The organism is Arthrobacter sp. NPDC080086 (genome assembly GCF_040702285.1).
The window spans coordinates 1-20387 of the sequence record NZ_JBFBKP010000075.1; the positions used below are offsets into that span (position 1 = coordinate 1).

The 20387-nt window shown below is 69.7% G+C and carries 18 protein-coding genes and 1 pseudogene; 13 read left to right on the top strand and 6 right to left on the bottom strand.

The genetic code is table 11. The features are described from left to right. From AB0305_RS18810 to AB0305_RS18850, 9 genes and pseudogenes are all read left to right on the top strand, one after another. Positions 1–1003, top strand: a pseudogene (locus AB0305_RS18810) (HNH endonuclease); the annotation flags it as partial. A 404-nt stretch (positions 1004–1407) separates the two neighbouring features. Beyond that, positions 1408–2025 (top strand): uracil-DNA glycosylase, encoded by a 618-nt coding sequence (locus AB0305_RS18815; RefSeq protein ID WP_364138376.1) that lies wholly within the window; start codon positions 1408–1410, stop codon positions 2023–2025. A gap of 114 nt (positions 2026–2139) precedes the next feature. Further along, a complete protein-coding gene (locus AB0305_RS18820) occupies positions 2140–2883 on the top strand; it encodes an SDR family oxidoreductase (protein ID WP_364138373.1) in 744 nt (247 codons plus the stop codon). Between the two features lie 6 nt (positions 2884–2889). Then, positions 2890–3873, top strand: a complete 984-nt coding sequence (locus AB0305_RS18825; RefSeq protein ID WP_366173650.1) for an L-lactate dehydrogenase — start codon at positions 2890–2892, stop codon at positions 3871–3873. 74 nt (positions 3874–3947) lie between these two features. Continuing rightward, positions 3948–4655, top strand: coding sequence for a FadR/GntR family transcriptional regulator (locus AB0305_RS18830; protein WP_364138367.1), 708 nt, complete (start codon positions 3948–3950; stop codon positions 4653–4655). A gap of 48 nt (positions 4656–4703) precedes the next feature. Next, on the top strand, positions 4704–5747 hold the full coding sequence (locus AB0305_RS18835; protein ID WP_364138364.1) for an asparaginase: 1044 nt from the start codon (positions 4704–4706) through the stop codon (positions 5745–5747). Between the two features lie 8 nt (positions 5748–5755). Next, a complete protein-coding gene (locus tag AB0305_RS18840) occupies positions 5756–7168 on the top strand; it encodes an aspartate ammonia-lyase (protein WP_290257251.1) in 1413 nt (470 codons plus the stop codon). 29 nt (positions 7169–7197) lie between these two features. After that, a complete protein-coding gene (locus AB0305_RS18845; protein WP_364138361.1) occupies positions 7198–8751 on the top strand; it encodes an amino acid permease in 1554 nt (517 codons plus the stop codon). Between the two features lie 66 nt (positions 8752–8817). Continuing rightward, on the top strand, positions 8818–10137 hold the full coding sequence (locus tag AB0305_RS18850; RefSeq protein WP_290257249.1) for a GNAT family N-acetyltransferase: 1320 nt from the start codon (positions 8818–8820) through the stop codon (positions 10135–10137). On the opposite strand, the gene AB0305_RS18855 is transcribed toward AB0305_RS18850, so the two are convergent. Together AB0305_RS18855 and gluQRS are read right to left on the bottom strand one after the other, a co-directional pair. Then, positions 10134–10679 (bottom strand): HD domain-containing protein, encoded by a 546-nt coding sequence (locus AB0305_RS18855; RefSeq protein WP_364138358.1) that lies wholly within the window; start codon positions 10677–10679, stop codon positions 10134–10136. The genes AB0305_RS18850 and AB0305_RS18855 overlap by 4 nt on opposite strands. A gap of 9 nt (positions 10680–10688) precedes the next feature. Beyond that, a complete protein-coding gene (gluQRS, locus tag AB0305_RS18860) occupies positions 10689–11579 on the bottom strand; it encodes a tRNA glutamyl-Q(34) synthetase GluQRS (RefSeq protein ID WP_364138355.1) in 891 nt (296 codons plus the stop codon). 328 nt (positions 11580–11907) lie between these two features. Between gluQRS and AB0305_RS18865 the strand changes: the two genes are divergently transcribed. Then, the gene (locus AB0305_RS18865; RefSeq protein ID WP_364138467.1) at positions 11908–12366 is read left to right on the top strand and encodes an Lrp/AsnC family transcriptional regulator; all 459 of its coding nucleotides are present in this window, start codon (positions 11908–11910) and stop codon (positions 12364–12366) included. A 24-nt stretch (positions 12367–12390) separates the two neighbouring features. On the opposite strand, the gene AB0305_RS18870 is transcribed toward AB0305_RS18865, so the two are convergent. From AB0305_RS18870 to AB0305_RS18885, 4 genes are all read right to left on the bottom strand, one after another. Next, entirely contained in the window at positions 12391–12891 is a 501-nt protein-coding gene (locus AB0305_RS18870; RefSeq protein WP_364138352.1) for a DUF456 domain-containing protein, read from the bottom strand. Positions 12892–12915: 24 nt separating this feature from the next. Further along, positions 12916–14130 (bottom strand): malic enzyme-like NAD(P)-binding protein, encoded by a 1215-nt coding sequence (locus AB0305_RS18875; RefSeq protein WP_364138349.1) that lies wholly within the window; start codon positions 14128–14130, stop codon positions 12916–12918. Positions 14131–14348: 218 nt separating this feature from the next. Next, on the bottom strand, positions 14349–14945 hold the full coding sequence (locus tag AB0305_RS18880) for a TetR/AcrR family transcriptional regulator (RefSeq protein ID WP_364138346.1): 597 nt from the start codon (positions 14943–14945) through the stop codon (positions 14349–14351). 124 nt (positions 14946–15069) lie between these two features. Next, entirely contained in the window at positions 15070–16350 is a 1281-nt protein-coding gene (locus tag AB0305_RS18885; protein WP_364138343.1) for an MFS transporter, read from the bottom strand. 97 nt (positions 16351–16447) lie between these two features. Between AB0305_RS18885 and rraA the strand changes: the two genes are divergently transcribed. The 3 genes from rraA to AB0305_RS18900 all read left to right on the top strand — a co-directional run bounded on the left by rraA (position 16448) and on the right by AB0305_RS18900 (position 20318). Beyond that, positions 16448–16924: a ribonuclease E activity regulator RraA gene (gene rraA, locus AB0305_RS18890; protein WP_290257242.1), complete on the top strand. Its 477-nt coding sequence runs from the start codon at positions 16448–16450 to the stop codon at positions 16922–16924. A 107-nt stretch (positions 16925–17031) separates the two neighbouring features. Continuing rightward, positions 17032–18690: an MDR family MFS transporter gene (locus AB0305_RS18895; protein WP_364138340.1), complete on the top strand. Its 1659-nt coding sequence runs from the start codon at positions 17032–17034 to the stop codon at positions 18688–18690. A 188-nt stretch (positions 18691–18878) separates the two neighbouring features. Then, entirely contained in the window at positions 18879–20318 is a 1440-nt protein-coding gene (locus AB0305_RS18900; protein ID WP_364138337.1) for a sugar porter family MFS transporter, read from the top strand. Positions 20319–20387 lie beyond the last annotated feature (69 nt).

A 20387-nucleotide genomic window follows, 5' to 3' on the forward strand; every position in this document is an offset into this window, starting at 1 on the left:
CAACGGGCAGCCCACGCCGAAACCGAACGCAGTGTCAGTCTCCGACCGGCCCCGGACACCATGTGCTACCTCACCGCTCTGCTCCCCGTCGCCGCAGGAGTGGCCGCCTCCGCCGCCCTGACCCGGCACGCCGACACCGCCCGCGCCACCGGAGACACCAGATCCCGAGGCCAGTTGATGGCGGATGCTTTGGTCGAACGGGTCACCGGGACCTCTGGCGGGATCACCGGCATCGAAGTCCAACTCGTTATGACCGACCGGACCCTCCTGGCCGGGGACAACGAACCGGCCCGGCTCGCCGGCTACGGGATCGTCCCGGCCGGGTGGGCCAGGAAACTCGTGGCCGGCAAAGGCGACAATCCAGAATTCACAACCTGGCTCCGGCGGCTCTACACCGCTCCCACCACCGGCGAACTGACCGGCATGGACTCCCGGGCCCGGCTATTCCCCACGGGCCTGCGCCGGTTCATCGAAATCCGCGACAACACCTGCCGCACCCCCTATTGCGACGCACCCATCCGACACCTGGACCATATCGTCCCGTGGGTACCGCGGCGGGGAAACCACAACAGTCAACGGCGCCGGACTCTGCGAAGCCTGCAACCACACCAAAGAAACCCCCGGCTGGACCGCCCGTCCCGTGGATAGGACAGAATCGGTCACCCGAGTTGGACCAAGAAACCGGACCGCGACATTAAGCAGAGCCCTACCAGCCGCCGGACCCGGAGCGAACCAGAGAGGCAAGCTCGGCGACACTCCCCCTCCGGCTACGCGCCACACCCTCGAACTCACCACGCCCACAGGTCACACCTACACCGCAGTTGCGCCTCGTCTTCCCGGCAGCGCAACGAGGAGTGGAACGTGGGACCAATCGGAACAAGCAACGGAGGTAGAACCGGACTATGCCTACGGATTGCGGTCTCCGGCAGCACCGGAGGTGAGGGCGGAGCGTCACCGAATGAGGACACGACGGCTCGGCCGGAAGAAAAAGGTGCCGGCTTGAGCTGCAACGAGCCTGGCGCAGGCTGCCTCGCGGGCTCGGCCAAAGTCGGGTGGGCGGCGGAACCTGGTGCGGGTGCCCGGCGGAGTCGAGCGCGCGGTGCCTGACCGGACACCGGCAACCGGCAGCCGCGTGAGGTACCCCGGCCCGGGGAAAGCACCCCTTAAACGCAGAACCTGCAGGTACCTTCGCGATCTCGCTATGAGCTGGCCCGGGAATCGAAATGCCCTGAACGGCCCGTGAAAATCAGATGGTTACCTGCAGGCACTTAAAGCGTACGCCGTCGTCGAGCCCGGGGCCTAGGGGTCCGTGGCCTCTTGCTCGGCCCCGGGAAATGGCTCCCAGCCTAGCGGCGTAGAGTGGACAGAGACGCCTGATTCTGGACGCCAAGCGCTGAGGGAGAAATCGTGACGATTGACTGGGACGAGAAGAAGACCCTGCTGCAGGAACCAAACATCGCCGCCGTCACCCAGCTCTGTGACGAGCTCAGGGAGAAGAAGCCAGGCTCGGTGGTCCCCTATATCGATCCCGTCCATGACGAGGACGAATGCCGGATCGTTAGCCTCCATATCTCGCCCGGCAAGGGCTGCGAATCGGGGTTCCTCTCCCACTTCAACGACGATGAGGCCGCCCAGCGCGCCACGTCCATCTACGAAGCCGTGGAACTCGACCCCCGCTACGTCATGCCCTGGAACGCCTACCCCTGGGTCCGCGACCCCGGCCTTCCCACGGCGCTCAACGTCCAGGAAAAGACCGACGGCCTCCGCCCGTTCCGCCAGTTCATGAAGATCAACAAGCGCGCCTCAGCCGTCATCGCCCACGGCGCCGACGCCCACTCCTTCCTCACCCTCTTCGAGAAGACCTACCATTCCTCGTTGAAGAACCGCGGCGTCAAGATCTACAAGGCCACCGCCCTCGGCGGGCGCGCCTTCGCCGTCTCACCGGCCAAGCAGGAGGAACTGCTCGCCAAGAACGTCGCGGTCTACAAGGACGCCATGCAGCGGGCGGGCATCCAGCACCTCTAATCCCCCGGGCACAACGGCCCTCCCCCGTCCCGTCCCCGGCGGGCAAGCTGGGAGGGCCGGCCGCGGGGCCGGTCCACAGTGGCGGCCGGACGGCGCCGGAAGGGCGGGTGCGCGATGGGACGGTTGGACGGCAAGGTGGCCCTGATCAGCGGTGGCGCCCGCGGCATCGGCGCGGCCATGGCCCGGCGCTTCCTCGAGGAGGGCGCCAGCGCCATCGTCGGGGATGTCCTTGACGACGACGGCGCCGCGCTGGCAGCCGAACTCGGCGAGCGCCTTCGGTACGTCCACCTCGACGTGACCCGGCCCGAAGACTGGGACGCCGCCGTAAATCAGGCCGTCACCGCCTTCGGCGGCCTCAGCATCCTGGTCAACAATGCCGGCATCGTGAACTTCGGCCGCATCGACGGATACCCGCACGAGCAGTGGGCCCGCATCATCGACGTCAACCTCACCGGCGTCTTCAACGGCATCAAGGCAGCCGCCCCGGCCCTCGCCCGGTCCGGCAGCTCCGCGATCATCAACGTCTCCTCGATCGCCGGGATCCGCGGCTACGAGAACCTCCCGGGCTATACCGCCGCCAAGTTCGGCGTCCGCGGCCTGACCAAGGCCGCCGCCCTGGACCTCGGCCGCGACGGCACCCGGGTCAACTCGATCCATCCGGGCGTGGTCCGGACCCCCATGACCGACGGCCTGACTTTCGACACCGGGCACGTCGCCCTGCACCGGATCGGCGAGCCCGTGGAGGTGGCGGACCTGGCCGTCTATTTGGCCGGCGACGAGTCCTCCTACGTCACCGGCGCCGAGTTCGTCATCGACGGCGGCGAGACCGCCGGCACCGTCGTCACCCCGGCCGGCTGACCGCCCATGGCAACGCCCCCGGCAGCAATGTCCGGCACAGCGCGCTCCGGCACCAAACTCGCCGTCGTCGGCGCCGGCAGCGTCGGCACCTCGCTGGCCTATGCCGCCCTGATCCGGGGCTCGGCCAGCCACGTCGCGCTCTACGACGTCAACCCCGCGAAGGCCGAGGCGGAGGTCCTGGACCTGGCCCATGGCACCCAGTTTTCGGCCGCGGCCGTCACGGTCGACGGCGGCGGGGACATCGCCGCGGTGGCCGGCGCCGACGTCGTGGTCATCACCGCCGGGGCGAAGCAGTCGCCGGGCCAGACCCGGCTGGACCTCGCCGGAACCAACGTCCGGATCCTCGAGCAGCTCATGCCCCGGCTCATCGACCACGCCCCGGACGCCGTCTACGTCCTGGTGACCAATCCCTGCGACGTGCTCACGGCCGCGGCCCGGAAGATCACGGGCCTGCCGTCGTCGCGCATTTTCTCCTCCGGCACCGTGCTGGACACCTCCCGGCTGCGGTGGCTGCTGGCGCACCGGGCGGGCGTCTCCGTCAGCAGCGTCCACGCCAGCATGGTGGGCGAACACGGGGACACCGAGTTCCCGGTCTGGTCCGGCGCCACAATCGGGCCGGTTCCCATCCGGGAGTGGACGGTCGACGGCGCCCGCGTCTTCACCGACGCCTCCCTCGCCGGCACCGCCCGCGAGGTGACCCAGGCCGCCTACAAGGTGATCGCCGGGAAGGGCGCCACGAACTACGCGATCGGGCTCTCCGGCGCCCGGATCGTCGAGGCCCTGCTCCGCGCCGAGAACGCGGTCTTGCCCGTCTCCACGGTGCTGGACGGCCAGCACGGCATCACCGGCGTCGCCCTCTCCCTGCCCAGCGTCGTGGGCCGCGGCGGCGTGCGGACGGTGCTGGAGACGCCCATGGACGACGGCGAGATCGCCTCGCTGCACCACAGCGCCGAGACGCTGCGGCAGAGCCTGGCTTCCCTGGGGATCTAGGGTCCCGCCGCAGATCCCTCGTCATCCGGCCCCGCGTATTGACAGCCCGATGTGACCCCTGCCATATTTGAAGTGTGAACCTGTCAGACAGCCGGACAGCTGGACAGCCTCTCGCCCGCCTTAGCGCCGCCGAAGCCGTCTTCAACGTCCTCCGCTCGGATATCGAATCCGGGAAACTCCCCGTCGGCGCGAAACTCAGCTCCGAGGCCACCCTCGCCCAGCAGTACGGCGTCAGCCGTTCCGTGGTCCGGGAAGCCCTGCGCTCCTGCACCGCCCTGGGCCTGACCGTGACCCGCACCGGGCGCGGCACCTTCGTGGTCGCGGACCGCGTGGCCACGGACCTGGTCCTCGGCCAGTACTCGGCCCTGGACCTGACCGAGGCCCGGCCCCACATCGAGGTCCCCGCCGCCGGCCTGGCCGCGGAACGGCGCTCCGCCGAAGAGCTGGAAACCATGCGGGACATCGTCGCCGAGATGGCCGGCGAGGACGATCCCGAGGTATGGGTGGGGCTGGACTCGAACTTCCACGCCCTGATCGCCAAGGCCAGCCGGAACAAGGTCTTCGAGAACGTCGTCGCGGAGATCCGCGAGGCCCTTGCCTCCCAGTCGGAAACCCTGAACATGGTGGCCGACCGCCAGCACGCCTCCAACGATGAACACCGGAAGATCCTCGCCGCCATCGAGGCCGGCGACGCCGCGACCGCCCGGTTGGCCATGAGCCAGCACCTGCACGCCGTCGGCGAGGCCCTCGCCTCCATCCTGCACCCCACCAGCGCCGCCTAAGCGGCCACCACCGGGCACCACCCACGCCCACCCGATCCAAAGGACACCATGACTTTGCCTTCCCCCGCCCTCGCCCCGGACCGCCTGGACCCGGCCGGCCTGCCGCAGCACGCCGCCCTGGCGGCCCAGACCCGCGACGGGCTGGTGGAAAGCATCCACTACGGCTCGGCGGCGGCCACCGCGGCCGACGGTTCCCTGGTGCTCTCCGCCGGCGACCCGCAGGCCCCGTTCTACCCCCGGTCGGCCCTGAAGCCGCTCCAGGCGGTGGCCATGGTCCGCGCCGGCCTCGAACTCCCGGCCGACCTCCTGGCCCTCGCCGCGGCCAGCCACTCCGGCGGCCCCGAGCACCGCGACGGCGCGCTGCGCATCCTGGAACTGCACGGACTCGGCCCGGACGCGCTGGAAAACAGCACCGACCTGCCCTACGGCGTCCGCGAGCGCGAGAAATGGCTCCGCGCCGGCGGCACCGCCACCCAGCTGGCCCAGAACTGCTCCGGCAAGCACGCCGCGATGGCCGCCACCTGCGTGATCAACGGCTGGCCCGTGGCCGGCTACCTCGACCCCGCCCACCCGCTGCAGCAGCAGGTGGCCCGGACCGTGGCGGACCTGACCGGCCAGGAACCGGAACGGACCTCCACCGACGGCTGTGGCACCCCGCTGTTCGCCCTGACTCTCGGCGGCATGGCCCGCGCCTTCGGGCGGATCGCCGCCGGGACCGGCACCGCTGAAAGCGACACAGCCGAGGCCGCCGTGGCCGACGCGATGCGCCTCCACCCGGAGATGGTGGCGGGCCGGGACCGGGACGTCACAGCCCTGATGCGCCTGGTTCCCGGGCTGGTGGCCAAGGACGGCTTCGAGGGCGTCCAGCTCGTTGGCCTGCCGGACGGCCGCGGCGTCGCCGTGAAGATCTCCGACGGCGGCGACCGCGCCCGGATGCCCGTCACCGTCCGGATCCTGACGGCCCTGGGCCTCGACGCGGAGACCCTGTCCGGCCTCGCCACGGCACCCGTCCTCGGCGGCGGCCACCCCGTGGGGCTGCTCCAGGCCACCGACTTCCTCTCCTCCATCACCCCCAGCACCGACGCACGCTAAGGAACGCCATGACCACCCCTGCCACCGCAGACTTCCGCTCGGAACACGACCTCCTGGGCGACCGGGACGTCCCCGCCGACGCCTACTGGGGCGTCCACACCCTGCGCGCCGTCGAGAACTTTCCCATCACGGGCCAGCCGCTGTCCTCGAACATGTACCTGGTCCGGGGACTCGCCGCCGTGAAACTGGCCGCCGCCCGCGCCAACCACGAGCTGGGCCTGCTGGACGCCCGCCGCGCGGACGCCATCGAGGAGGCCTGCACCGACGTCATGAGCGGCAAGCTCAGCGAGCAGTTCGTCGTCGACGTCATCCAGGGCGGCGCCGGAACGTCGTCGAACATGAACGCCAACGAGGTGATCGCCAACCGGGCGCTGGAAATCCTGGGCTACCCCAAGGGCGACTACGGGCAGCTTCACCCCAACGACCACGTCAACCTCAGCCAGTCCACCAATGACGTGTACCCCACCGCGGTGAAGCTCGGCACCATCTTCGCCGCCCGGGAACTGCTTGAGGCCCTCACCGAACTCGAGGACGCGTTCGCCGCGAAGGCCATGGAGTTCCGCACGGTCGTCAAGATGGGCCGCACCCAGCTTCAGGACGCCGTCCCGATGACCCTGGGCCAGGAGTTCGGCACCTACGCCGTCACCATCGGCGAGGACCGGCTCCGGCTGGCCGAGGCGGACCTGCTGATCCACGAGATCAACCTCGGCGCCACCGCGATCGGCACCGGGCTGAACGCCCCGGCCGGCTACGCCGAGGCCGCCTGCCGGCACCTCGCCCGGATCACCGGCCTGCCGCTGGTCACCGCCGTCGACCTGATCGAGGCCACCCAGGATGTGGGCGCGTTCGTGCACCTCTCCGGGGTGCTCAAGCGGGTGGCCGTGAAGCTGTCCAAGATCTGCAACGACCTCCGCCTGCTCTCCTCCGGACCCCGCGCAGGCCTGGGCGAGATCAACCTTCCCGCCGTGCAGTCCGGCTCCTCGATCATGCCCGGCAAGATCAACCCGGTCATCCCGGAGGTGGTCAGCCAGGTCGCCTACGAGGTGATCGGCAACGACGTCACCATCACCATGGCCGCCGAGGCCGGCCAGCTGCAGCTGAACGCCTTCGAACCGATCATCGTCCACAGCCTCCACAAGAGCATCTCGCACCTGGAAGCCGCCTGCCGCACCCTCACGGCGCGCTGCGTCCGGGGCATCACCGCCAACACCGAACGGCTCCGCCTCACCGTGGAGCAGTCAATCGGCCTGGTCACCGCACTGAACCCGCACCTGGGGTATGCCACCGCCACGGCCATCGCACAGGAAGCCCTCGCCACCGGCAAGGGAGTCGCGGAACTGGTCCTCGAACACGGACTGCTCACCGCCGAGCAGCTCGCCGACCTCCTCAGCCCGCAGCGCCTGGCCAACCTGAGCAAATAGCGTCCCCCGAATCCCCATAAGGACCCCCCATGTCATCTCCCGGAACAGCACGCTCGCCCCAGCCCACGGTCACGGACCACACCATCCCGCAGCACGCCCACGCCACCGAGGCGGCCCTGCATGCCGAGGACCAGGGCTACCACAAGAGCCTCAAACCCCGTCAGGTCCAGATGATCGCGATCGGCGGCGCGATCGGCACCGGCCTGTTCATGGGCGCCGGCGGCCGACTCGCCGCGGCCGGACCCGCCCTGATCATCAGCTACGCCGTCTGCGGCTTCTTCGCCTTCATGATCCTGCGCGCCCTCGGCGAACTGGTCATGCACCGGCCCTCCTCGGGATCCTTCGTCTCCTACGCCCGCGAATTCTTCGGCGAGAAGGCCGCCTTCGTCACCGGCTGGCTGTACTGGCTGAACTGGGCGATGACCGCCATCGTGGACATCACCGCCGTCGCGCTCTACATGAACTTCTTCAAGAAGTACTGGGCGCCGATCGCCGACGTGCCGCAGTGGACCTGGGCCCTGGCGGCTCTGATCCTGGTCCTGGGCTTGAACCTGATCAGCGTCAAGGTCTTCGGTGAGATGGAGTTCTGGTTCGCCCTGATCAAGGTGGTGGCCCTGGTCTCCTTCCTGCTGGTCGGGATCTACTTCGTCATCTTCGGCACCCCGGTCCCCGGCCACGAGGTGGGCTTCACCTTGATCGCGGACAACGGCGGATTCTTCCCGAACGGGCTGCTGCCCGCCGTCGTGGTGATGCAGGGCGTCGTCTTCGCCTATGCCTCCATCGAGCTGATCGGCACCGCCGCCGGCGAGACCGAGAACCCGGAGAAGATCATGCCCCGGGCCATCAACACGGTGATCGTGCGGATCGCGGTGTTCTATGTCGGCTCGCTGATCCTGCTCTCCCTGCTGCTGCCCTTCAACGCCTACAAGGCCGGCGAGAGCCCCTTCGTGACGTTCTTCGGCTCCATCGGCGTCGACGGCGTGGACGCCATCATGAACCTGGTGGTCCTCACCGCCGCGCTCTCCTCCCTCAATGCCGGCCTCTACTCGACCGGCCGGATCATGCGCTCCATGTCCGTCTCCGGCTCGGCCCCGAAGTTCGCCGCCCGGATGAACAAAGCAGGCGTGCCCTACGGCGGCATCGCCCTGACCGCCGGCGTGGCCGTCCTCGGAGTCATCCTCAACGCCGTGGTCCCGGCCGAGGCCTTCGAGATCGTCCTGAACGTCGCGTCGCTGGGCATCATCAGCACCTGGGGCATGATCGTGCTCTGCCAGATGCAGCTGGCGAAACTCGCGGCCCGCGGCGAACTCCTCCGCCCCTCCTTCCGGATGCCCGGCGCGCCCGTCACCGGCTGGATCACCCTGGCGTTCCTGCTGGCCGTCCTGGTCCTGATGGCTTTCGACTCGCCCGTGGGCACGTGGACCATCGCCTCCCTGGTGGTCATCATCCCGCTCCTGATGCTCGGCTGGCGCCTCTGCAAGCATCGCATCCTGGAGATCGCCGCGGTGCGTGACGGCTTCACCGGCCCCGCCCCGCTGGTGGCGAACCGGCCGGGTCCGGGCGCCGGCGGCGGGAGCGTCTAAGCCGGATCGCCTAAGCTCGGACCAGGCATTCCTTCGGGCTCAAAGACGATCCACCGGGAGAGACACATGACCAGCTGGCGCATCCGGGACTTCCACTCCGCGGACCTGGACGGGATCCTGCACCTGTGGGAGACGCTCAAGGCCTCGAACGTCGAGCCGGTCTACGCCCTCTCCGAGGTCCTCGCCTCCTGCGAAAAGGATCACGCGGTGGTGGCGGTGCAGGGCGAGCAGGTGGTGGGCGCCGCCGTCGGCCGCGCCGCCCACGACCAGGGCTGGATCGTCTTCCTGGCCACCCTGCCCGAGTACCGCGGCCGCGGCATCGGCACCTCGCTGCTGGCCGCGGTGGAAAACCGGATGGCCCCGCACGGGCTGAACAAGCTCTCCGCGCTCATGCCGGAGTCCGAGACCCGGGTGGAGGCGTTCCTGGGCCGCGGGTTCGTGCTGAAGAAGAACCTCCGGTACTTCGAGCGCCGGATCCCGGTCCAGCGCCAGGAGCTGGAGCCGCTGAGCCAGCTGGGCGGCCGGATCCTGGCGCGGGACCTCTGGGAGAACGTCGCCGGGATGCGCAACGAGAAGGAACTCCTGGAGCGGCGGCTGGTGCTGCCGCTGGCGGAGGCCGAGCTGGCCGACGAGTTCGGGGTGGTCCCGCCGCGGGCCGTCGTCCTCTTCGGCCCGCCCGGCACCGGCAAGACCACCTTCGCCAAGGCGATCGCGTCCCGGCTGGAGTGGCCCTTCGTGGAGGTCTTCCCGTCCCGGCTGGCCGCGGACCCGCTGGGCCTGGCCGGCGCGCTGCGGGAGACGTTCCTGGAGATCGCGGAGCTGGAACACGCCGTGGTCTTCATCGACGAGGTGGAGGAAATCGCCTCCCAGCGCGCCGGGGATCCGCCGTCGCCGCTGCAGGGCGTGACCAACGAGCTGCTGAAGATCATCCCGGCCTTCCGCGAGCAGCCGGGCCGCCTGCTGGTCTGTGCCACCAACTTCATCCGCGCCCTGGATTCGGCGTTCCTGCGCCACGGCCGGTTCGACTACGTCATCCCCATCGGCCTCCCGGACCGGCAGGCCCGCGAGGCGATGTGGCAGCGCTTCATTCCCGCAGCGGTGGTGGACGACGTCGACATCGAGCTGCTGGTGGAGCGCACGGAGGGCTTCTCCCCCGCGGACATCGAATACGCCGCCCGGAGCGCCTCGCAGCGCGCCCTGGAGAACGCGGTCTATGGGGAGGGCGACGGCGGAGCGCCCGGTTCCGGCGCCCCGGCGGGAAGCGCGGTGCGGCGGGGGCCGGCCACCCAGGACTATCTCGACGCGATCGCGGACACCCGGACCACCGTCAGCGCCGAGGTGCAGCAGGAGTTCCTGGAGGATATCGACCTGCTGGGCCGGGTCTAGGCGTCCCCTTCGAGTTCCGCCAGCAGCCAGGGATTGATCCGCGCCAGGATCTTGCGGGTCTCCTCAACGAGAACGGCGGCGTAGAGGACGGGACGCGCCTCGGCGTACCGGGTCACCGGCGGCTTGTCCGGCCACTTCTCGGCCAGGGCCTGCACCCGTTCCGGCAGCGAGTTGTGGGCGTTGTCCGCGATCTTGACCAGCGTGGCGTCGTGGTGTTCCGCGATCGCGCGGATGCCTGACTGGTAGTCGTCCGGGTTGTCCTGCAGCCGCTTCGTGACCCGCTCGATGATGTCCACGGCCCGCTCGGAGACGCCCATCTCCAGCAGCGCCTGCCGGGTGATCGGGGTGTCCTCTGCGATGTCGTGAAGGTAGCCGGCGATCTGGATGTCCTCGTCGAAGTCGGCCAGCGCGTCGCCGACCGCCAGCACGTGCTCGCGGTAGGGCCGTTTCAGTTTGTCCTTTTGCCGGTTGTGGGCCGCTTCGGCGAGGACCCTGGCCGTCTCGACGGTGAAACGCGGGGCGGAAGGCTCTGTTTCGGGCATGGGTTCAGCCTACTCGTCCGTCATCCCGGGCCATACCCAGGGCTCCTGCGGCAGCGCGGCCGGGTCGAAGGCCGCCAGGGCATTCCCGAGCGGGCCGGGCGGCAGCCCGAGCGAGGCCAGGAGCAGGTCCCGGACCCGGTCCGCGGTGACCCCGACGGCGTCGAGGTCCGACAAGGTGACGGCGCCGTCGCGCTTGGCCAGCCGGGCGCCGTCGGCGTTCAGCACCAGCGGCACGTGCGCATATTCCGGCAAGGGAATATTCAACAGGCCGGCCAGGTAGGCTTGGCGCGGCGTGGAGGGCAGCAGGTCATCTCCCCGGACCACCTGGTCGATGCCCTGTTCGCCGTCGTCCACCACGACGGCGAGGTTGTAGGCGGTGACCCCGTCGGCGCGGCGGAGCACGAAGTCGTCCACGACGCCGGTGAAACTCCCCAGCAACCGGTCCCGGATGGTGCCCTCGGTGACGGCGGCCCTCAGCCGGATCGCGGCGGGCCGGCGGGCGCGCCTGGCCTCACGTTCGGCCTCCTTCAGGTTCCGGCAGGTCCCCGGGTAGGCGCCCTGCGGCGCGTGCGGGGCCGACGGCGCCTCCTGGATTTCGCGCCGGGTGCAGAAACACTCGTAGGTCAGGCCCGCAGCGGTCAGCCGGTCGATCGCGGCGGCGTAGAGCGGCTCCCGGTCGGCCTGGCGGACGACGGGGCCGTCCCAGGTCAGGCCGATCGCGGCCAGGTCGCGCAACTGCGCGTACTCGGCGCCGGAGCGCGCCCGGTCCAGGTCCTCCACGCGCAGCAGGAAGCGGCGGCCGGAGGAGCGGGCGAAGAGCCAGGCGAGGAGGGCGGTGCGGAGGTTGCCGGCGTGCAGCTCTCCCGAGGGGCTGGGGGCGAAGCGGCCGGCGGGATCCATGGGTCAAGCCTATGCCGGACAGCACAAGAGCCCCTCAGCCACCGATGACTTCGGGGAACCGACGTCGGGGGCTCAGGGGCTCTTGCCAGGATGTGCGGAATGACCAGGGTGTGAACAAGAGTCAATCAGCGGCAGGCTCCTTGCGGGAGCCGGATCCAGAGTCCGGGAGGTGTGCCGGGAGATCTGCAGCCATTGGGTTCCGGCGGTGGCCGGCGTTCCTTTTGTTGCCACCATTTGAGCAGAAGCCCTACAGTTGATGCAACGGACGCCGGTGGCATTGATCAGACTGACCAAGGCGGACCCAAACATCTAGCAGGGAGTGGTCAGATTGCAGCAGCTCGACGGAACGGACCGGCGGATCCTCCTGGCCCTCGACGAGGAACCCCGGATGCCAATCATGCTGCTGGCGCAGAAACTGGGCCTGGCCCGCGGGACCGTGCAGTCGCGGCTTGAGCGGATGACCGCCTCGGGCGCCCTGCGCGCCAACAGCAGCCGGGTCCTCCCCGCCGCCCTGGGCCGCGGCGTGGCGGCGGCGGTGAGCGCCGAACTGGACCAGAGCCGCCTGAACGAGGCGATCGCCGCGCTGCGGAACATCCCCGAGATCCTCGAATGCCACGCCCCCGCCGGGGATACCGACCTGCTGATCCGGGTGGTCGCCACCAGCCCGGACGACCTCTACCGGGTCTCCGAGGAGATCCGGCTCTGCCCCGGCATCGTCCGGACCTCCACCAGCATGTTCCTGCGCGAGGTCATCCCCTACCGGACCACCGGACTGCTCGCCGACTAGGACCCCGGACCTACCGCCAAGCCGCTAGGCGACAGCGGCGGTCCAGACGCCGATTACCCAGGTGCTGGCGGCCAGGCAGGCGAGGCCGAACTCGGCCAGCATGCCCAGGCCCGTGGCCTTCAGGGCCGCCCAACTGGACGCCGCGGCGGTGCGCCAGGCGCGGGTGCGGTGCAGCTCGCTCAGCAGCAGGCCCGCGGCGAACCCGACGAAGAGCCCCACGGCGGGGATCAGGAACATGCCCACGACGCCGAACACCAACCCGGTAACCACCGAACGGCCGGGGATGCTGTGCTGCTTGAGCTTCCGGCCCGTCAGCACCGCGCCCGCGGCCATGCCGGCCAGCACGAACACCCCGCCCACGGCCAGGACCACCCAGCCCGTGGTGCCCGCCCCGCCCCAGAAGGCCCAGGCGAGCAGGCTGAGGGCAATCAGGATGCTGCCCGGCAGGACCGGGATGACGATGCCCGCCACCCCGGTCAGGATGGCCAGGCCGCACAGGACGGTGACGAGCGTTTCGGCGAACACCTGCCCAGTCTAGGGCCGGCCCTCCTACCCCTCGGCGACCGCGGCGGCGACGGCGGCGGCCACCGCCGGGGCGACGCGCGGGTCCAGCGGGCTGGGCACGATGTAGTCGGCGGAGAGGTCCTCCTCGGCGAGCGCGGCGATGGCCCGCGCGGCGGCCAGCTTCATGGCCGGGGTGATCCGGCGCGCACCGGCGTCGAGCGCGCCGCGGAAGATGCCGGGGAAGGCCAGGACGTTGTTGATCTGGTTCGGGAAGTCGCTGCGGCCGGTGGCGACGACGGCCGCGTACTTCGCGGCGACCTCGGGCAGCACCTCCGGGTCCGGGTTGGAGAGGGCGAAGACAATCGCGCCGTCGTTCATCCGGGCCAGGTGCGCCTCGTCCAGCCGGGACGAGGAGACGCCGATGAAGACGTCGGCCGCCTCCAGCGCCTCGCCCGGGCCGCCGCTGACACCGCGGGGGTTGCTGCGGGCCGCGAGCCGGGCCTTTTTGCTGGCCGGATCCGCGGCGATGTCCGCCCGCTCCCGGTTGATCACGCCGCGGGAATCCAGCAGGACGACGTCGTCGATCCCGGCGGTCAGCAGGATCTCGGCGACGGCGATTCCGGCGGCGCCGGCGCCGGAGACCACCACGCGCAGGCCCTCGAGGTCGCGGCCGGCGATCTTCGCGGCACCGGTGAGGGCGGCGAGGACCACGACGGCGGTGCCGTGCTGGTCATCGTGCATGACGGGGCAGTCGAGGGCCTCGATCAGCTTCTCCTCGAGCTCGAAGCAGCGCGGGGCCGAGACGTCCTCAAGGTTGACGGCGCCGAAGCTGGGCCGCAGGCGGACCAGGGTCTCCACGATCTCGTCGACATCTTTGGTGTTGAGCACCAGCGGGATGGAGTCGAGGTCGCCGAAGGCCTTGAAGAGGGCGGACTTGCCCTCCATCACCGGGAGGGAGGCGCTGGGGCCGATGTCGCCGAGGCCGAGGACGGCGGTGCCGTCGCTGACCACCACCACGAGGCGTTCGGCCCAGGTGAGGGTCTTGGCGAGTTCCGGTTCCGCGGCGATCGCCCGGCTGACCTGGGCGACGCCAGGGGTGTAGGCGATGGAGAGGTCGCGCTTGCTCTCCAGCGGGACGGTGCTGGCAATGGAGAGTTTTCCGCCCTGATGGGAGGAGAAGATTTCCTGGTCGTCGATCGGGGCGGTTGCGGCCCCGGCTGCGTCGTCGGCGGAAGTGGGCAGGATGGTTTCAATGGACACGTCGTTGTCTCCTGGGGCTGACCGTGGGCATACGGCACTTGGCTGCCTGGGCGCGGACGCGCCCAGGGTGGTCGTGGGGAACTCCGGCGGCGGCCCCGGGGTGGCGGGCCTGCGGTGGAGATTCCGGAAAGTGCTGGCATGGCGCCGCTCCGGTGTTGCCATGGTAGCCAGATTCGGGGTCCGGGCCGGAGTCGGCCGGACACAAAGGAGTAACCGGTCTAGACCGGCTTGGCCGCCTGGGATCCGCGCTCGAAGAGGGAGCAGGCCCGCTTCAGGTCTTCCTCGGCCTCGAAGAGCGAGAGCCTGCGGCACCGCACGGACTGCACCAGCCCGGACACGGTCAGCAGCAGGACCCGGGACACCACGGGGTCGCCGCTGACGGCGGTGACGGCCTTCTCCGCCGTCGCGTCGATGTCGAGCAGCAGGCGGGTGGTGTCCGTGTCCTTGGCGTACACCACCCGGTTCAGGCACTGTTCCACCGCCGGCTGCATCAGGCGCATGTGGAAGATCTCCATCACGACGCCTACCAGGACGTGCACCGGGGCGCGGGTCCCGGCCGGCCGGTCGCCCACGTGAAGCTCGCCCAGCTGCTTGCGGTAGAGGGCCAGCATCAGCTGGGTGGAGGAGGGGAAGTACCGGTAGAGGGTGCCCAGCGGCACGTCGGCCTTCGCGGCCACTTCGGAGAGCACGACGGCGTCGAGGCCGGTGCGGGCGAAGCCGGCGGCGACGTCGAGGATGCGGGCGTAGCGCTGCCGCTGACGGGGCAGCATGGGCGGCGGGGCCATCGGGGGAAGGTCGGAAAGAGACTCAGGCATCGGCAAGGTTCCGGGGTCGTTTTCTCGGCACTCCGGAGGCGTGCTCCGCCGGGGTGCCGCGGGAATCCCGTCCACTATACGGCACCGGGCTGGGCGCCCGGCCAGTCACACGGGAGCCCGCCGCTCAGTCCACGCCCTTGATTTTCACGACGAACACCGCGCCCAGCAGCCCGATGACGGCGGCCGCGACGTAGAGCGAGACGTACCCGCCCCAGAGGGCGACGAACGGGTAGGCGATCAGCGGCGCCAGCACCTGTGGGAGCGAGTTGGCGATGTTGATGACGCCCAGATCCTTGCCGCGGCTCAGCGCCGTCGGCAGCACCTGGGTGATCAGCGCGAAGTCGACGGCGAGGTAGGCGCCGAAGCCGATGCCGAGCACGGACGCGGCCACGAGCGCCCCGGGCCAGGTGGGATCGAAGGCCAGGACAAGGGCGGCCGCGGCGATCACGGCGGAGGAGACGATGACCAGGGGTTTGCGCCGCCCCATCCGGTCGCTGAGCCGTCCGCCGATCACGCTGGTGATGATCACCATCACCGCGTACAGGCCGGTCAGGATGAGCACGCCGAATTCGGCCTCGATGCCCTGGGTTTCGCGGAGCCGGACCGCGTCCGTGAGGAAGAACAGGAGGTAGAGGGTGATCATGTGGTTGCCGATGTTCACCAGCAGCCGGGTCAGCCAAGCCCAGGCGAAGTCAGGGTACCGGGCCGGGGAGACCCAGAAGCTGCGGAGGAAGGCCGCCAGCGCGAACGGCGGCCGCACCCCCGGCGGGAGGGCGACGTCGTCGTTGCGCCGGTAATACAGCACGACGCCGGCGAGCAGGACGGCCGCGCAGAGGACATAGCCCAGGCCAAAGTGCCCGGCGACGACGGCAGCGATCACGGCTCCCAGCAGGATGCCGACGGTCTGGCCCATAGCGGCAAGGCCCCCAACGGTGCCGCGCTGGGCGACGGGGACCCGGTCCGGGATCGCCGCGGTGATGGCGGCGTAGGCGGCGTTGCAGCCGGCTTGGACCAGGCACCACAGCAGCGCCATGACGGCCACGTTCGGCGCCCCGGCGAGCGCCACCAGGGCGGCGGCGCCCAGCACCGCGCCGAAGACCACCCACGGGACCCGCCGGCCCCGCCGCGCCGCGGTGCGGTCGCTCAGGGCCCCGCTCAGCGGGTTCGCCACCACGGACACGGCCGCACCCGACCCGGTGACCAGGGCCAGGATGGCTTCCTTCTGCCCCTCGTCGAACACCGCTGCCTGCTGGCCGAGGAGGACCTGGAGCGGGCCGAAGAAGGCGGCGTTGATGCCCACGTTGACCAGGACGACGCCGGTGGTCCACGCCGGCCGGACGGGCCGGACCGGTTCGGCGGTGGCGGGTGAGGCGCTCCCGGCGGCCGGCAGATCGGACAGGCTCATGTGGTTCCCCCCGGAACGGATGTCTGGCGCGGTGGACCAGGCTGGGGCCAGACTATCGTGGGCAGCAAGAGCCACACCCGCCGCCAGAGGAGACGCCATGACCCAGACGCCCGTCAACACCGCCGACCTGTACGACGAGCGCGGGGAGGAGTTGGACTCCGTGGCCCTGCAGTTCCAGTCGCTGGGCGGGCGGAGCCACTTCGCCGGCCCGGTCCGGACCATCCGCTGCCTCGAGGACAACGGCCTGGTCAAGAGCGTGCTGGCGACCCCGGGCAACGGCGCGGTCCTGGTGGTCGACGGCGGGGGCTCGCTGCGCACCGCCCTGATGGGGGACATGATCGCCGCGAGCGCCGTGGAGAACGGCTGGGCCGGCGTCGTCATCAACGGCGCCATCCGGGACCGCGTGGCCATCGCCGGGCTCCCGCTGGGCGTCAAGGCCCTGGGCAGCAACCCGCGCAAGAGCGCCAAGAACGGCGCCGGTGAACAGGACGTGGAGCTGGTGATTGACGGCGTCAGCATCCGGCCCGGGCAGTGGATCTGGTGCGACCCGGACGGCATCCTGCTGGAGCGTTGAGACCGCCGAAAAAATTGGCCGGAAAATCAGGAACAAAGCTGGCACTAAGATAGTTACTGAAAGCAACCTTTGTGCTTAAATCCTGAATCTTTCCCCTTGGAGCAGTCATGTCCACCACCACCTCCGCCCGCCTGCCCGGCGAGGTCCTGACGCACCGTCAGACCATCACCGTCATGGTGGGCCTCATGCTCGGCATGTTCCTCTCGTCGCTGGACCAGACGATCGTCTCGACGTCCATCTACACGATCGCCAACGACCTCGACGGCCTCTCGCTGCAGGCCTGGGCGACGACGGCCTACCTGATCACCTCCACGGTGAGCACCCCCCTCTACGGCAAGCTCAGCGACATCTTTGGCCGCCGCCCCCTGTACCTCGCGGCCATCCTCATCTTCCTGGCCGGGTCCCTCTACGCCGGGTCCGTCCACTCCATGACCGAGCTGGCGATTGCCCGCGGCATCCAGGGCATGGGCGCCGGCGGCCTGCTGGCCCTGGCGCTGACCATCATCGGCGACATCGTCGCCCTCAAGGACCGCGCCAAGTTCCAGGGCTACTTCATGTCCGTCTTCGGCGTCTCCTCCGTGCTGGGCCCGGTCATCGGCGGCGCGTTCGCCGGTTCCGCGAACATCCTCGGCTTCGACGGCTGGCGCTGGGTCTTCTTCATCAACATCCCGATCGGCCTGGCCGCCCTCGCCGTCGTCTTCCTCTACCTGCACCTGCCCGCTAAACACCTCAAGCAGAAGATCGACTACTGGGGCGCCGCCGCCATCACCCTGGCGATCGTCCCGCTGCTGCTGGTCGCCGAACAGGGCCGCACCTGGGGCTGGGCCTCCACGGGGGCCTTCCTCTGCTACGGGCTCGGCGTCGTCGGCATCGCCGCGTTCTTGCTGGCCGAAAAGCGCGCCGGTGACTACGCCCTGATCCCGCTTCGCCTCTTCCGCAACACCACGTTCGGGCTGTCCTCGCTGCTGAACTTCATCATCGGCATCGGCATGTTCGGCGCCATCGCGATGCTGCCCATGTACCTCCAGCTGGTCAAGGGACTCACCCCCACCGAGGCCGGCCTGATGATGATCACCTTCACGGTGGGCATCCTTACCGGCTCCATCACCGCGGGCCGGACCATCTCCGCCTCGGGCACCTACCGGATCTTCCCGATCCTGGGCACCGCGGTCCTGACCGGCGCCGCCGTCGTCATGGGCCTGTCCCTGGGTGTGGACACCCCGCTGTGGGTCCCCGGCGCGATCGCCGTCTTCTTCGGCCTGGGCCTGGGCTTCTGCATGCAGCCGCTGACCCTGGCCATGCAGGTCTCAGTCCCGCCCAAGGACATGGGCGTGGGCACCTCCTCGGCCGCGTTCTTCCGCTCCATGGGCGGCGCCGTCGGCACGGCCGTGTTCATCTCCATGCTGTTCAGCCTCGCGGCGGACAAGGTGGGCAACGGCATGAAGGCCGCCGTCCAGAACGCCGACTACCTGAAGGTGCTCAAGGACCCGGCGGTGGCGGCTGATCCGGCGAACGCCAAGCTGTACGCCTTCTTCAAGGACGGCGCCAGCAACGATTCGCTGAACGACACGAGCTGGCTGCACACCGCCAACCCCGAGTTGACCCGCCCGATCACCGAGGGCTTCGCCCAATCGATCGACGCCGTCATGCTCACCGCGGCCATCCTCACCGGCATCGCGTTCCTGATCACCTTCGCGCTGCCGAACAAGAAGCTCACCGACCCGAAGGCCGCCGCCCGGGAAGGCGCCGCTGCCGCGGCGCACTGACCCGGGCGCAGGGTGACACCCTCCGGCGGGAGCGGCTTCGGCCGTCCCCGCCGGAGGCGCCTAACCGCCCGGTTCCGCTATGTTTCGGCTCACTTTCGCGGTCCCCGTGACGTGCACCATGCGGGGACCGGTGTAAAACTGGATAGTTGCGGCGCAAGCCGCTGACCACGATTTGCCGAGGGAGCCATATGACCACCACCCAGGACCAGACCGCCGCGAAGATTCCGAAGCGGGTCATCTGGCTAGCCGTGGCGGGCGCCGTCGGCGGCTTCCTCTTCGGCTTCGACTCCTCCGTCGTCAACGGCGCCGTCGATGCCATCAAGGAACAGTTCGCCCTCAGCGAGGCCGTGACCGGCTTCGCCGTCGCCGTCGCCCTGCTGGGCTGCGCGGCCGGCGCCTACCTCGCCGGGAAGGTCGCGGACCGCTATGGCCGCATCCCGGCGATGAAACTGGGCGCCCTGCTGTTCCTGGTCAGCGCCTTCGGCACCGGTTTCGCCTTCGGCGTCTGGGACCTGATCTTCTGGCGCCTGATCGGCGGCCTGGGCATCGGCCTCGCCTCGGTGATCGCCCCCGCCTACATCTCCGAGATCTCCCCGCGGCACGTCCGAGGCCGGCTGGCCTCGCTGCAGCAGCTCGCCATCACCACCGGTATCTTCGCGGCCCTGCTCTCTGACGCCCTGTTCGCCAACACCGCCGGCGGCGCCGACCAGAACCTTTGGTTCGGCATCGAGGCCTGGCGCTGGATGTTCATTGCAGGCGCCGTCCCCGCCGTGATCTACGGCTGGATCGCGTTCACCCTGCCGGAATCCCCGCGGTTCCTGGTGGTCAAGGGCAAGGACGAGGAGGCCCGCAAGGTCTTCAAGTCAATTGCCCCGAACGAGGACACGGACCGTCACCTGCGCGACATCAAGGACGCCATCGAAGAGGACAAGATCGCCGGCAAGAAGGGTTCGCTGCGCGGCAAGGCCCTGGGCCTGCAGCCGGTGGTCTGGATCGGCATCATCCTCTCCGTGCTGCAGCAGTTCGTCGGCATCAACGTGATCTTCTACTACTCCACCACCCTGTGGAAGGCCGTCGGGTTCCAGGAAAAGGACTCGCTGACCATCTCGGTAGCCACGGCCATCACCAACATCCTGGTCACCCTCGTGGCGATCGCCCTGGTGGACCGGGTGGGCCGCCACCCCATCATGCTGGCCGGTTCGATCGGCATGGCCGCCTCGCTGGCCACCATGGCCGTGGCCTTCGGCTCGGCGACCGGCTCGGGTGAGAACATCACGCTCCCCGGCGGCTGGGGCCCTGCGGCGCTGGTGGCCGCCAACGTCTTCGTCATCAGCTTCGGCGCCTCCTGGGGTCCGCTGGTGTGGGTGCTGCTGGGCGAGATCTTCCCGTCCCGCATCCGCGCCCGCGCGCTCGGCCTGGCCGCGGCCGCCCAGTGGATCGCCAACTTCGCCATCACGCTGAGCTTCCCCGTCATGGCCGCCGCATCGCTGCCGCTGACCTACGCCATGTACGCCCTGTTCGCGGCGGCGTCGTTCTTCTTCGTGATGTTCAAGGTCCCGGAGACCAACGGCATGGCCCTGGAGCACGCCGAGACGCTGTTCGTCCCGAAGGGTTCCGCCAAGAAGTAAGCAGCCCAGCGGGCAGCCCAGTCGGCAACTCAGCCGGTAAAAGCACAAAGGTCAGGCCCATGTTTCCGC